Annotated in this window: 8 protein-coding genes and 1 pseudogene; 1 reads left to right on the top strand and 8 read right to left on the bottom strand. The window is 67.5% G+C overall.

Features of this window, described 5'->3' with window-relative positions; translation table 11 throughout:
- Positions 1 to 16: 16 nt before the first annotated feature.
- The 5 genes from ACIBN2_RS45465 to ACIBN2_RS45445 all read right to left on the bottom strand — a co-directional run bounded on the left by ACIBN2_RS45465 (position 17) and on the right by ACIBN2_RS45445 (position 5,093).
- On the bottom strand, positions 17 to 2,635 hold the full coding sequence (locus ACIBN2_RS45465) for a phage tail sheath subtilisin-like domain-containing protein (protein WP_399143670.1): 2,619 nt from the start codon (positions 2,633 to 2,635) through the stop codon (positions 17 to 19).
- Between the two features lie 21 nt (positions 2,636 to 2,656).
- A complete protein-coding gene (locus ACIBN2_RS45460) occupies positions 2,657 to 3,247 on the bottom strand; it encodes a hypothetical protein (protein ID WP_399143669.1) in 591 nt (196 codons plus the stop codon).
- Entirely contained in the window at positions 3,244 to 3,789 is a 546-nt protein-coding gene (locus ACIBN2_RS45455; RefSeq protein ID WP_399143668.1) for a Pvc16 family protein, read from the bottom strand. The genes ACIBN2_RS45460 and ACIBN2_RS45455 overlap by 4 nt, the downstream gene beginning before the upstream one ends.
- On the bottom strand, positions 3,786 to 3,917 hold the full coding sequence (locus tag ACIBN2_RS45450; protein ID WP_399143667.1) for a hypothetical protein: 132 nt from the start codon (positions 3,915 to 3,917) through the stop codon (positions 3,786 to 3,788). The genes ACIBN2_RS45455 and ACIBN2_RS45450 overlap by 4 nt, the downstream gene beginning before the upstream one ends.
- 318 nt (positions 3,918 to 4,235) lie before the next feature.
- Positions 4,236 to 5,093, bottom strand: a complete 858-nt coding sequence (locus ACIBN2_RS45445) for a BTAD domain-containing putative transcriptional regulator (RefSeq protein ID WP_399143666.1) — start codon at positions 5,091 to 5,093, stop codon at positions 4,236 to 4,238.
- A 404-nt stretch (positions 5,094 to 5,497) separates the two neighbouring features.
- Between ACIBN2_RS45445 and ACIBN2_RS45440 the strand changes: the two are divergent.
- Positions 5,498 to 6,100: pseudogene (locus ACIBN2_RS45440) on the top strand (ATP-binding protein); the annotation flags it as partial.
- A gap of 188 nt (positions 6,101 to 6,288) precedes the next feature.
- Here ACIBN2_RS45440 and ACIBN2_RS45435 read toward each other — a convergent pair.
- From ACIBN2_RS45435 to ACIBN2_RS45425, 3 genes are read right to left on the bottom strand one after another with little or no spacing between them, the layout of a single operon-like run.
- On the bottom strand, positions 6,289 to 6,645 hold the full coding sequence (locus ACIBN2_RS45435) for a hypothetical protein (protein WP_399143665.1): 357 nt from the start codon (positions 6,643 to 6,645) through the stop codon (positions 6,289 to 6,291).
- A gap of 2 nt (positions 6,646 to 6,647) precedes the next feature.
- Positions 6,648 to 8,753, bottom strand: coding sequence for a CHAT domain-containing protein (locus ACIBN2_RS45430; protein WP_399143664.1), 2,106 nt, complete (start codon positions 8,751 to 8,753; stop codon positions 6,648 to 6,650).
- A 28-nt stretch (positions 8,754 to 8,781) separates the two neighbouring features.
- The gene (locus tag ACIBN2_RS45425; RefSeq protein WP_399143663.1) at positions 8,782 to 12,405 is read right to left on the bottom strand and encodes a CHAT domain-containing protein; all 3,624 of its coding nucleotides are present in this window, start codon (positions 12,403 to 12,405) and stop codon (positions 8,782 to 8,784) included.
- Positions 12,406 to 12,938: the final 533 nt, after the last annotated feature.

Here is a 12,938-nt window from a genome sequence, read left to right as displayed (position 1 = left end):
GATTCATCCGTCACTCCTACTCGGACAGTCGCTTGTGGCTGAACCGGACAACGACGAACTCGGCGGGTTTGGCCGGGGCGATGGCGACCTCGGTGATCACCAGGCCGAGGTCGATGTCGGTCTCGGTCATGGTTTCGCCGAGACCGACGCGCACTCGGTAGGCCTGTTCGGGCTTGGTCCCGGCGAGTGCGCCTGCACGCCACTGCTGGTCGAGGAAGTTCTCCACCGAGACCTTGATTCGGATCCACGTCTGGGCGGTGTTCGGCTCGAAGACGACCCACTGCAGGGCCCGGTCGACCGAGGTCTCGATCATGTTGAACAGTCGCCGGACGCTGACGTAGCGCCAGGTGGTGTCGTCGGTCGCGTTGCGGGCGCCCCACAGGCGGGTGCCACGACCGGGGAAGGCCCGGATGAGGTTGACGCCGCCGGGATTGAGGAGGTCCTGCCGGCGTTGGGTGTAGGTCTGCGACAGCCCGATGATGCCGCTCACGATCTCGTTGCCCGGAGCTTTGTGGACGCCGCGCAGCCTTTCGGTCCTGGCGATGACACCGGCCACGAAACCCGACGGCGGCACCGTGGTGAACCTGTCCTGCGAGTCCGGGTCGATGGTGACGATCCGCAAGTGCGGTGCGTAGGCCGCCGCGTAGGTGGACGACAATGTCTTGTTGCGCCAGTCGAGCAGCTCGGAGTCCTCGTTCGGCGTGTCGAACTTGGCCGGTGTGTCGATCACGGCGAACCGGCGGAAGGTTTCGCTGTGGGTGACGATCTGTCCCACGATGTCGGCTTGCAGCAACGGATCCTCAACGGTGACGAGGTCCGGGCAGATCACCATCGCGGGCTCGTCCACCTCCTCCAGGCGAGTCAGGCCTTGGCGGAAGTCTTCATTGGCCGCGGGCTTGTCCGCGCCGATGATGTCCGCCGCGACGTAGAACGGCGCGGACTCCAGAGACAAGGCGGGAGCGTCAGCCGTCCGTGGCCCGATGGTGACGAGCGCCGAAACCCCGTTCACGACGCCGTCCTTGGCGAAGTACGACGGATGGTCGGGGCTGAGCGACAGCCCCTTGAAGGGCTCGGTCACGCCGTCCGAAGTCACGGAGAGCGCGAACCTCTCGGCGACTACCGAAGCGCCCTCCACCGCGAACAGCCCGAACCGGGTCTGGGTGGTGTTCACGTTCGTTCCGTTCGCGAAACGCAAGACGTACGTGTCGCCGTTACCGGAGATGACGCCGGTGATCGGCAGGAAGGCTGTTTCGATCTTCAGTCGGTCACCGATCCGTGGCTCGACGGCACAACGGACGGCGATGCCGGCATCCGCGTTGGCCTGCAGCATGAAGGTGGCTTCGGTGAAGGTGTCCCCTGGCTTGGGCGCCGGATTCAGGCTGAAGCCGGTCGCTGTGCGGGTGGCGACGACGGTGGTGGCGCCGGTACCGGTGTAATTGACCTTCGCTCCAGCGGGCAGGAATCCGTAGCCGGCACTTACGACGGCCTCGCTGAGCCTGGTGATGCTCAGGCCGGTGTCGGCCAGCAGCACCGCAAACACGGGGGCGTTGACCGTGACCGGCCCGCTCGGCGGTGGAACCGCGCCCACCACCTCGAACCGGTTGCCTCCCGTCCACACCGCGGTGCGCCCGTCGGACATTGTGATCCGGGCGGCGGCGCTCTGCGGGGCGGAGGCCCGCAGGTCGTCCGCGAGCGGTGCGGTGAGGGGGCGTTCGAAGGACAGGGCCGACATGGCCACGTTGGTCTTGGGCGGCGTGCCCGACGGCCTGCCTGCGACCGTGGCGATGGCCGGGAAGTCGGCCCGGCGGAGCACGAACGCGGCCCCGGGAATGGCGTCCGGCGCGGTCGCCAGGGTGAGAGTGACCGACGTCCCGGCTGAGACGACGTCCGTCACCAGAGCGCCGACACGCATGCCGTTCGGGGCCGTCATCACGACCAAGTCGCCCTTGTGGAATCCGTTGCCGGACGGGAGGAACAGGGTGGTCCTGGGGTTCGCCAGCGCGCTCGCGACGGTCGAGCCGGAGGCCATCGACGCCGAGGCGGTGGCGTCCAGCGTGATGGTAGTCGGCGTCAGCGAGGCGACGGTCGCGGCCACGGGCGTGCTCACCGTACCGGAGGCGGGGATCGGCACGAGCACGAGGTCGTCACCGGGCCGCAGCCCGGCCGTGGACGGCACTTGCAGGGTGAAGGGGCTGGCAGTGGTCACCTCCACCGCGGCGCCCGTGGTCTGCTGTCGGTAGAAGGCCCCGGAGGCCGCGGAGGCGTCGGGCCGGACGCCGATCTCCAGCGTCGATCCCCAGGATCCCGGCGAGCGGGCGGTGACGGCGAAGCTCTTCGTTCCGGACACGTCGAAGACGTTCCAGGACGCCGCGGTCGACGGGTCCACCCGGACCACCCACGCCGCCGGTCCACCGTTCTCGAAGAAGCCGAAGACGGACTCCCCGGTGAAGCCGCGCGAGGTCGGGGCGCCGAACGTCCGGACATAGTCGGTCCAGCCGGTGATGCGGGTCGGTGTGAGAACCGGCCCCTTACGCGTCGTGCCGAGGATCGCCACCACGCTGGTCAGTGCGGCGGCGATCGGCTGCGGCCCGGACGGGACCTCCTCGATATACACGCCGGGCGATTGATACGTCACGGGTCCTCCTCAGCTCATCGTTCATGTCGTGTCGACCAGCCGGATCCGGGTCGCCACGAACGGCCCGTTCATGGAGACGGTGCGCAGCCGGTCGCCGTCGACCAGCAGCTCAGCCGGGGTGAAGGCGGCCGTCCATTCAGTCGGGTCCGAGGCATAGACGCCGGGCTCGACTTCGGGCAGCGCGATCGTGGGCTTGGGGTTCGGGCCCTTCGTGGCCCGGGCGGTGACCGTACGCCCCGTTTGGGGATCGGCCGTGGACGGCGCCACGAGGGTCACGGTCAGGGTCATCCGGACGGGATGCAGTGCTTGCTCGATCTCGGCTCCGGCGAGCTCGACCACCACCGTGTGCGGCGGCTGGCCCGGAGCCGGTGGGAACACAAGCAGCTGCGCCAGGACGGAGTCCGTGACGGTGACCGCGAGGCGCAGCGGAACGGGCGGGGCGGCGACATCCGTGCGCGCGGTGACGACGACGCCGTCGGGGACTGTCCGCGTACCCCACCCGTACCGCGGTTCGGTGAGCCTGGCGGTGAGTGGGCCGATCGGTGCGCCCGTGGATGCGTGCACGATGCGTACGTGGTGCTTCAGGCGGGTGGTGGACGTCGCGGTGATCACGGCGCGCTCACATACTTGATGCGATGCTCGACCACGCGGGCCGCGCCGTCCCGTTGCAGGACCGGGACCGGTGCGACGTCCACCTCGTAGAACAGGGAGAGTCGGCCGGCTCGGCCGAGCGCGCCCCAGATTTGGTTGCGTTGGTCATGGGTAGGGCCGACCAGACGGATCGTGACCGTCTCGACCTCGTCGGCCAGAGGCGGTTGGAGCAACGGCGGGCGCAGGATCGGCGTCGAGTGGAAGGCCTGCACGATACGGGCCAGCCGGCGCTGGGACTCGTCGTGCTCGCCCATGAAGGTGGCCAGGTAGTGCAGCTTCAGCGACAGGGGCGCGCGGACCAGCCCGGCCCCGCCCTCGGTGAGCGGCCGGTTGCGCATGTGGTCGTGCTCCTCGACGGCGATCAGCGCCAGGATGCCCTTCGATTCCGGCACCGGCGTCTTGTCGGCCTGGGAAAGCGAGTGCAGGACCACCCAGCTGCTCCCATAGTCGGGAGTCGCCCGGTGGATGACGTCGCGCAGGGCGTCGCTGACTTCGGTGATCACGAGCGTTCCCAGCGCCGCGGGGTGATGCCGTCGTCATCGAGGCTTGCCTCGATGACCTGCTCGATCTCCGCAATCGACCCCATGTACTGCTCCTCGTCGGTGGTGAGGTCGCGGATGCGGGCGCGCATGACGGCGGGAAGGCCGGAGACGTCCCTCGGTTCCGCCCAGACATCGATGAGGAATCGACGTCTCCAGCCCCTCAGCGCCACATCGTGACCCTTCTCTCGTGCAGTCAGCGTGGCGTGCCGCGCTCACGGGACGACCACGGGCCAATCACCGGCCCATCACCGCCGTCCAGTTACGCACCGTAGTAGAATGTTACGGAAAGTAGTTGAATTCATTGGCAGGCTAGACGGCAAGGTGGTCGGGGGTGACGTCTGACTCGGCATCTCCTTCGTTTGGGTGAAGGATGCCTTCGACCGGCGGAAGGTGACAGCGCCGGATAATCAGGGCATGCTGCGGAGCTGGTCGAGCGCACGGTCTACGGCGGCGGCCAGGCGTCCGACGTCCCGGCGGGCCCGTTCGAGCTCGGCGACCAGTGCCGCCACGGTCGTCGACCGGTTGGCGCCCCCGCCGCGTAGGCGCGCGTAGGTGGCGACCGTCTCGGGCATGGGATCGGCGCCAAGCTCCTCGAGCAGGATGGCGCGGCACCGCTCGAACTGCCGCTCCGCCAGGTCCATCCGGCCGGCTGTCCCGTAGGCGCGTATCAGGTGGCGGTGCAGGTCCTCGCGTAGCGGCTCCAGTTCCAGGGCGCGCTCGCCGTACTCGTTGACCGCCGGGACGTCACCACGTGCGCCGTGGTGCTGGATGAGGTAGTCGAGAGCGGCGAGGTAGAGGTTGTCGATCCGGTACCGGGCTGCCAGGACCCAGTCGTCCTGGCAGGTCTCGACCAACTGGCCCCTACGAAGCGATACGGCGCTGTCCAGGCGGGCCACGTCCGCGTCGGCCAGGTCGGTCGGCGGCACCCGTAGGACCAACTCGATCAGCGTCTGGAACTGTGCCGCGTCGGTGGTGACGTCGACATCGGGACTCAGGATCACCGTACTCCGGCCATCGCCGGTCACGATCTCAAGGCCCGTCATTGAGCGGACCTCGACCCTGAGTCGCCACAGCGCGGTGTTGAGGCGGCGGCGGGCCGGCTGCTCGGAGCAGTCTCCGAACAACTGGGCGGCGGCGACGGACCGTGGCCGCCCTCCTTGTGGGGCGAGGGCGAGGTAGGCGCACAGCATGGTTGCCCCCGGCGACAGCCGGACGGCCTCGCCTTTGAAGACCACACTGGGCGGTCCGAGCAGGTTGAGGCTCAACGTGCCCGACGAACCTGGCCCGACGGGGGACGCGCCCGAACTGCGACGCGGGCGGACGTGAGGGCGGAGCGTGAGCGTTGCTGGTCCTCCAGGCGTCATCCCTGCCTCCCCCGACTGGTACGCGCACCGGCAACGTACTCCCGATCCTTGGGTGGCGGCACCTGAACGGTCGGACTGTGATGGGGCTCAACTGCCTGATGTGGCCGCCGAATTGGCATGCGCTCTATAGGGGCGCTCGAGGTCATTCCCGCGGCAGGTTGGGGGCGGCGTACAGATTGCCTACAAGCACGAGCCGCGCGGTCGCTGGCGACCACAGTGAAATCAGTGCATCCGGTTGGCCTCTGCCTGTCGCGTGATCGAGGACCGAGGACGGCGGAGACGTACCGCTGCCGTTGCAGTACTAGGCCGTCGCCACGCAGCGGTCCGTGGTCGCGCTCGGCAGGCGGGGTGCCGAACCATGCGCATCTGCCCGCGCTGGTCGGTGACACCCATGCGGACGCTGCTTTCGGCGAACTGACCGCCGGCGGGCTGGTCTCCACGGTCGTACTGGCTCGCCGCAGGGGTCTTCACGCAGCTGGAGGCCGCCGGATACGGCGACGACGCCGATGCTCACGCCCTGCTGGCCGCCCTCGCCATCCTGGTGCCGGGCACGACGGCGCTGGTCGAGGACGAGGAGAGCGTGACCGTGCAGTTGGCCCGCACGGCGGCGCCCGCGTTCGTCGCGGGGCTGCACTGGAGCGCCTGGGAGTCGCTGCGGTCAGGCGCCGAGGCCTCTCGGCTCGCCGGTGAGGTGTCGGAACAGGGCTATTTCCACCAGGAGTTGGGCGTCCTCGCACTGTGCGGCGGTCAGCTCGATCGGGCACCGTGCTGCACTGGAGGCGTTCATCGGCCTGCGTGGCGCGGCGGCCGACAAGCGCAGCACCGTCGCAGTGCGCCGCGCCCTCGCCCTGGGCACAGACGGCTTCGGTGGCAAGTCGTTTGGTGGGACCGCAACTCGGGAGGACCCTGCAGAAGCCATCCGACGTCGAATTGGCGAAACACGCATTGGATGAAGGCGCTTGCTTGATCCCTCAGTGACGGTGAGCAGGACGCCGTCCGTGCTGCGTGGCGTTGACCTGACCTGCGGTGATGCTCCCACCTGCAGCTTGAAAGACGACCGCGTCTGCGCTTGCAGATCCCGGGAGCCGGGCACCGGTTAACGGCGCGGACGTCCGTCGGTCCCGGCGGATTCCGGCGTCTTGTCTTCCTGGGGGCGGCCGAGGTCTGGGGCGCCCATGAAGACGGCTGTGGCTGCCTTGCCGTTCATGGCAAAGAAGAGCAGGAAGAACGCGGCCATGCCTGCGAGTAGTCCGATGGAGTACCAGCCGAACGTGTCTCCCTGCTGTGGGTCAAACAGGCCGGTCACTGCCCCGCCGCCGACAGCGGTAACCACCGTGGCCAGGTCTGAGACAGCTGATCTTTCGGCGCGGACCAAGGTGCGATAGGTGATGTAGCCGACTGCGACGCCGAAGCAGAAGGCGCCAACGGACATGACGGTTTGTGAGCTGCCCACAGCTACCCCTGACTGGCCTTCGGGTCCCGCAGCGTGAGATTGGCGAGACAGTATGCCGTGTACGCCAGGCCCATGACGTTCCCCCGGCGCAGCATGGCCCAGCGGGTCCCGTGCAGGGCTTCTCCGATGGTGGCGCCGCTCAGCAGCCGGGCGAGCAGTTCTTCCATCGCCCAACCGGCCAGGCCCTGCTCGAGCGTCACCTCGGTGCCCAGAACGCCGGATGCGCCGGCCAACGTCGTGAAGGCGGGCACGAAGCTGTTCAGGGTTCCGCTGGTGCTTTCTGTGGTGTGACAGCCATTGAGGACGACCAAGGGGCGGCGTCGCGGCCAGTGCGGGTCATCCCACACTGTTCTCGCCCACATGTTGATGTCCAACGGCTGCATCCTGACCCCGCCCAGGTCGAGGTAGCGGTCAGCGGCGGCCGTGTCACTGCGAACGTCGTAACCGCAGTGACAGTAGAAGTACACGATGTCCATGGCTTCCGGCCCGAGTGCATCGGCCACTTCCGCGCCTGTGGCGATGGAGAGGCCACATGTGGGCGGACCGTCGCGCAGCCGACCCAAGTGGGCAGTGGTGAGTTGCTCGTTCAGCGACCCGCCGACAGCGGCCAGGACCGCGATCTCCTCGGGGTCCCTCAAGACCGCCGCCTCCAGATCACGGTGGACCGTCGGGGGCTGTTCCACCATGCACGACAAGCCCCAAAACCCGTATGGACACAGCACATCGCCCCGGTCCCTGTGCTGATCCTCCCAGGGGCAGACAGGTGGAAGGGGGCCACCCCTGCCTTTGGGCCCGTACTCGCGCACCGCCGGGCACGGCTGGTAGCGGTCAACATCGCCCCCGACTGGCAGGTCGTACACCATCGACCAGAGCATGGCGTGCTCGTCGAACCGGTCGTCGACGATCTGCAGCAACGGCGGGCGACCACGTAAGCGTGCTTCATGGCGCAGGAGGGCTGGCAGCGAGAACGCGACAGTGTGGTCACCGCTCGGTGAACTGAACAGTCGGGAATACAACTCGGCGCCCTCGCGGGCCAGACGACGCAGATCCTGTTCGTAGGCCGCGTTCGTCTTGCTGAACGTGCTGTCGTAGCGGGACCGCAAGTGGCCGTCGTGCACCTCAATGTGACTGTCGAAAAGGGCCTCGCGGGCATTGAGAGCGGATGTATCCGCGGCGCCGGCGCCAATCGCGAACGGGTTGTCCAAGAAGCCCACACCGTTGACCACCACCCGCTCCGACGTCGACGACACGAGCAGGGACGCCGTGCGGCGAGTCAGCTTGCCCAGGTCGTTGAACGTCGTGCTCAGCCGCCCGATGACCGAAGCCTTCGGCACCGCTCCCGGCTGTGCGACCGGTAGCTCCAACTCGACAGCGACGACAGCCGCGGCCTCGTAGTAGATGACTAGTTCGCCCCGGACGGTGGCCGGTTGCTCCGGAGTCCGGACCGCAAAGCGGGCCCACCTTCGCCTCGCGCACCCCCCGCCATGTCCAGAGCCAGGCTCACAGGCACAACAGAAGCTTTCTCCGTTTGGAGGTAGGAAGAGTGGGACCGTTACGGACTCCTGCATCCCGTCCAGCAACAGTGTCGCGCGCAACCACACTCCAGCCTCGGGCACGAGTTCCTCAGGCCAAACCGCCTCTTGCTCCTGCAGGAGGCTCGCATTAAGGCGCAAGCCAATGTCCAGCAAGACCTCGTAGTCCGTTGAAACAGCCAGATCGAATACCGCTCCCTCTCTGCCCGGACGGGAGACAAATACGTTGACAAACCGCGCTTCCTCACGAGGCTGTGCGGGCTTGCCGTCCACCGGGCATTCGTACTTATCGGTGGGGGCCAGGCGGTGCGGGGGCGCCGACTGGTAGCCGGTGCCCCGGTCCCGAGGAAGGAGGGCGGGTGGCCTGTGGTATTGGTCCTCGAATACTCGTATTGCCCATTCTCTTACTTTGGGGCGGGTCAGAACGGCCATGATCTCGTCGGCGACGTCCACACCGTCGCGGGCTCGGGCGAGCAGGTCCTTGATCTCGTTGTCGTACGCGTCGGCTTCGTCGCCGACAAGCTCCGGCAAGTAGAACCTGATTGTGCGGGCGACATCGATGATGTCCTGGTCCATCTCGTGCCTCCTGCCGTGTGGCAGTTCTTCAGGCGCCCGCATGAACATAGGCCGCCCACCGGGAGGGAGTATCTCGACGGTCGAGGGGTTTGCGAAGGTCTTGTCCGTCGCGGATGGCCCGCACGGCGTGATGGAGGGCATGAGCCGTCGCGCCGCTGCGTAGTGCTTCAGGTGCCTGTTGTAGAGCGTCATAGAAGCCATCGGCGACGCGGAAGGCGACAGCGTCGTCGATTTCCCAAAGGGTCCCGACCACGTGGCGGAACCCGGCCAGTTGGAAGCTGGAGGTGAGGTGGATGGCCTCGTCGGCAAGGGTCGGTTCACCGGTGAACGTCGTTCGGCAGGCTGACAGGTAGGCCAGGCTCGCCGAGTCGAGCTTGAGTGGGGCAAGGCTGGCGACGGTCAGGGGATCGCTGTGGTGGTCGTGGAGCAGTAGCCGGCTCCGGGACGGGTCGGTGGTATGACAGAGGCCGTGGCAGGCAAAGTGCGCTATGGCGCAGCCACTCAGCTCCGTCAGGACGCGAGACTTGGTGGGAGTGTGTGGGTCGGAGGTGTCTTTCCCTCCAGAGGGCGCGTCTTTTTCTTCGAGCAGGATGGAGTGGGGAAGGCGATCTTTGAGCATGGCAGCTTCGGCGGCCACGTTGGGAAGCTCACCCGCGCCGGGCGTGGTCGGCATCGCGACGATCAATGCCTTCGGCGACGTGGAGGGGGCCGGGATCGGTTGCCGGGCATAGTGCAGGGCCCGCACCGTGGGTGTGTAGGCGGAAACCACTCGGTCCATGACCGTGCGTGGGCTCTGCGGGTCGATTGGCTGGCGGTGGTAGCCGGCAGCGTGCAGAGGCAGCTGGCCGAGCAGACCGCCGGGTGACCACCATATCCGTGGCCAGTGCCATGTCGCCGACGGTGGCTGATTGCGGTAGCCCAGGGTTTCGAGGATCCGTTCTGCGGCGACATCCCACAGCCACTCCAGGATGCCGCTCAACGACTCCTCGTCGCGTGCTTCGAGCGCTGTCTGGAACTGGTTGATCTTCCTTGTCACGGAGTGAAGATCGAGTCTGGGGAGGGGGAGATCGGTGACCCCGTCTGGCGTGATCAGCAGCGCGTCGCTGCGGTGGCTGCTGACGTTGAAGACCACTATCGGGCCATGGGCGGCGTCCTGGGTGAGGGTCTCGGTATCCGGCGGGAGCAGGAAGGACTCAAAGCCAGGGAGTTCGCGAACCTCGGCGACCGTGGCACTGAACAAGGCGGCCACATGCCGCTCGACAGCTGGGTCCCTGCCGAGTGCCGCGGCAGGACCTCGGGCGAAGGCCGGGTCGAGCCGCTCTCGCAAGTCCGCAAGTCGTTTGGCCAGTTCGGGGTCGGCTTGTTGCAGGTCGGTGAGGTCGCTGCGGGTGTCCAGCAACTGGCTGAGCAACACTGCCCGGCCGGATTCCAGGAGGCGCAGGGCCTTGGCGGGCCAGTGGCCGTCCAGGCCGGTGTCCTGATCGGCAAGGGCGAGAGCGGCGGCGTCGCTGGCCAGCCCGGCGAAACCTCCCAGCTCATACTGCTGATCGGCCCGCTCGAGCTGCCGGGGAGCCACTTCGGGCAGCAGTTGAACTGCACTCTCCAGCAGCTCCGCGGCGTAGTGAGTACCCACGTCCTGCTCCACGGCCAGCGCTGCCGCCGCCCGGGCCGCGTGGATCCGGGTCGAGGGCGCAGCATCGGCGGTCTTGGACGCACCTGCGAAGGCGTCCATTGCACCCCGCGCGTGTGCGGCGTCGCCAGTGTGCTGGAACTGGGTGTGCAGGGCAGTGCCGAGGTTGAACAGCCGACCGGCACGGTCGGGGCTATTCCCAGGGGTCGCCTCCACCGCTCGCCGGGCCGCGTTGACGGCCTCGTCCACGTCCGTCGGCTGCTTGCTTCGCTGGAAGCGCATCAGCAGGGCAACGCTCAGGGTGGACAGGCAGACGGGCAAATCCCTGCGGTTGGAACTAGCCTGCGAGGTGTCCGCAGCTTGCCGGGCCACGTTGATGGCCTCGTCCAGGTCGGCCATCTGCCCGGTACTTTCGAAGCGCACCTGCAGAGCGTTACTCAGGTTGGATAGCCAGCCCACTCGACCGAGGTGCGTCGCCTCCGTCGCCTCCGTCGCCTGGCGGGCCGTGTCGACGGCCTCATCAACGTCCGCCATCCGCCTATATCGTTCGAAGCGCACCTGCAAGGCGCTACTCAAGGTGGACAGCCGACCCGCACGATCGGGATGGCCTCGTGTGGTGGCGCCTACCGCCTTGCGAAGGATGTCCACGGCCTCATCGATGTCCGAGCTCGCCCCGGTGCGCACGAATCGCTGCTGCAGGGGGGAGCCGAGGTTGGACATGTACATAGGCACTTCTGTGGCCAAAGGCACGTCTGCGGCAGCCGCAGCCGCAGCCGCAGCCGCAGCCGCAGCGGCCAGCTGCAGCGCCTGCCGACCTGCCGCGATGGCGTCGTCCAGGTCTTCCATCGCCCCGGTGTGGTCGAAGCGGCTGCTACGGGCGGCACCGAGCTGGGACAGGCGGCGGGCGCGGAGGCCCGGCTCGCTCTTGGAGGTGGCGTCTACCGCTTGCTGGAGCCGACTAACAGCCTCGTCTATGTCCTCCAGGCGGCCTGTTAGCTTGAATCGAGTGCCCAGGGCGATGCCCAGGCCGAACAAGTACTTCGCGTCGTCGGCGTCGGTTGGCACGGCTGCCAGGGCATGCCGGTGTTGCTCGACCGCTTCGTTGATCTGTGCCGGGTCTGCGGTGTGCTCGAACTGGGTGCGCAGCGCGGCGCCGAGAACGGACAGCGCGTCGGGCCGGTCCCGGCCCGGGGCAGCCGCCACTGCCTGCCGAGCCCTCTGCGCGGCCTTGTCCGCGTCCTCCATCTTCCCGGTGCGCTCGAACCGGCTACGCAGTGCGATGCTCAAGTGGGCGAGTCGGCGTGAGAGATGCGGGTCTCGGGCGGGGGCGGCTTCCACTCCCTGCTCGAACGCCTCAACCCACTTGTCCGCATCCTCGTTCGCGTCGGTGCGCTCGAACCGTAGTTGCCAAGTTGCGCCGAGATCGCACAGCGCCGAGGCCCGGCCGGGGGCGCCGACGGGGATGACGTCCACCGCTCGTTCGCGTGCCTCGATCGCCTCGTCCAAGAGGCCTATGGACTGAGGGCCCGTGCTCTGCTCGGCCAGGAGTTGCAGGGCCAGAGCCAGGTAGCGCAGGTGGAGTGCCCGTTCTGGGTGGTCATCGGGCAGGACGGCAATGATGCGCTGCCATGCCCGTGCCGCGGTCGAGATCTGGGCAATGTCGTGGGAGTAACGCAGCCCGTGAACCGTGGTGGCGGCGTCATCTGTTGCGGCGTCCGCAATGGCGGGGACCATGGGCTGGGGCAGGTCCTGCTCGCCGGCCAGGAAACAAGGCGCGAACTCCTCAACCGCCGCCATAGCGGCTTCGTAGTCGCCCTGATGTCTGGGTAGTGCAAGGGACCGGTAAAAGTACATCCAGCCGAGCATGCGCCGGGCCTCGAGATCCATATCTTCGGCCTGCATGTCGTCCGCGAGCTCACGGGTTGCGGCCAAAGCCCCCGGCTCCAACGCCAAGAAGGGATCTCCAGCAGCACCGATCTGATCGATCCATCCCTGTAGCGCGGCTTTCAAGGTCTCATGCATGAGGTACCTCGTCAGACAGAGCAGCTCGTACGACACGGCAAGGCCCGGAGTGATCAATGTCCGTTGTGGTCCGCCAGTGGGGAAAGCCCCGATGCTCACCGGCAGCAGCCGGGGGAAGCGTCCGCACTCAGGACATTCGCCTCCCTTTCAGGGCATCACAAAACCGGAGAAGGCGCACCCTGGGGGGCAGTTGCGGCGGGATGTGACCCGAGGGAGCAAGCGACGCCTCACCACTTATACGTGCCGCATTGTCCCTTCACGGGCTGAAACGTGCTGGCCTGCGGCTATATCTCGGTACCCCCACAGATGAGACCGGCGTCGTAGGTCCGGCCTGCTGCAAGCGGAGGTCGGTCAGCAGCAACCACAATCGAACCTAGGTTGCGGCGAACCCGCCGCCTAAGCCGCTCCAGCCCTCTACCAACGAGCGGGTTCGGGCCTTTCCTCGCTCAGGCTTCTGGGTACCTGCGCGCTTCCAACCGGTCCAAGGCCGCATCGCCAGCGCATGACCTGCCCGCCCGGCGTGGAGTACGGCG

Source organism: Streptomyces sp. NPDC050534 (assembly GCF_044457745.1).
Taxonomy (GTDB): Bacteria; Actinomycetota; Actinomycetes; order Streptomycetales; family Streptomycetaceae; genus Streptomyces.
Note: the sequence above shows the minus strand (reverse complement) of the source record. Positions and strands in the feature narration are given on the sequence as shown.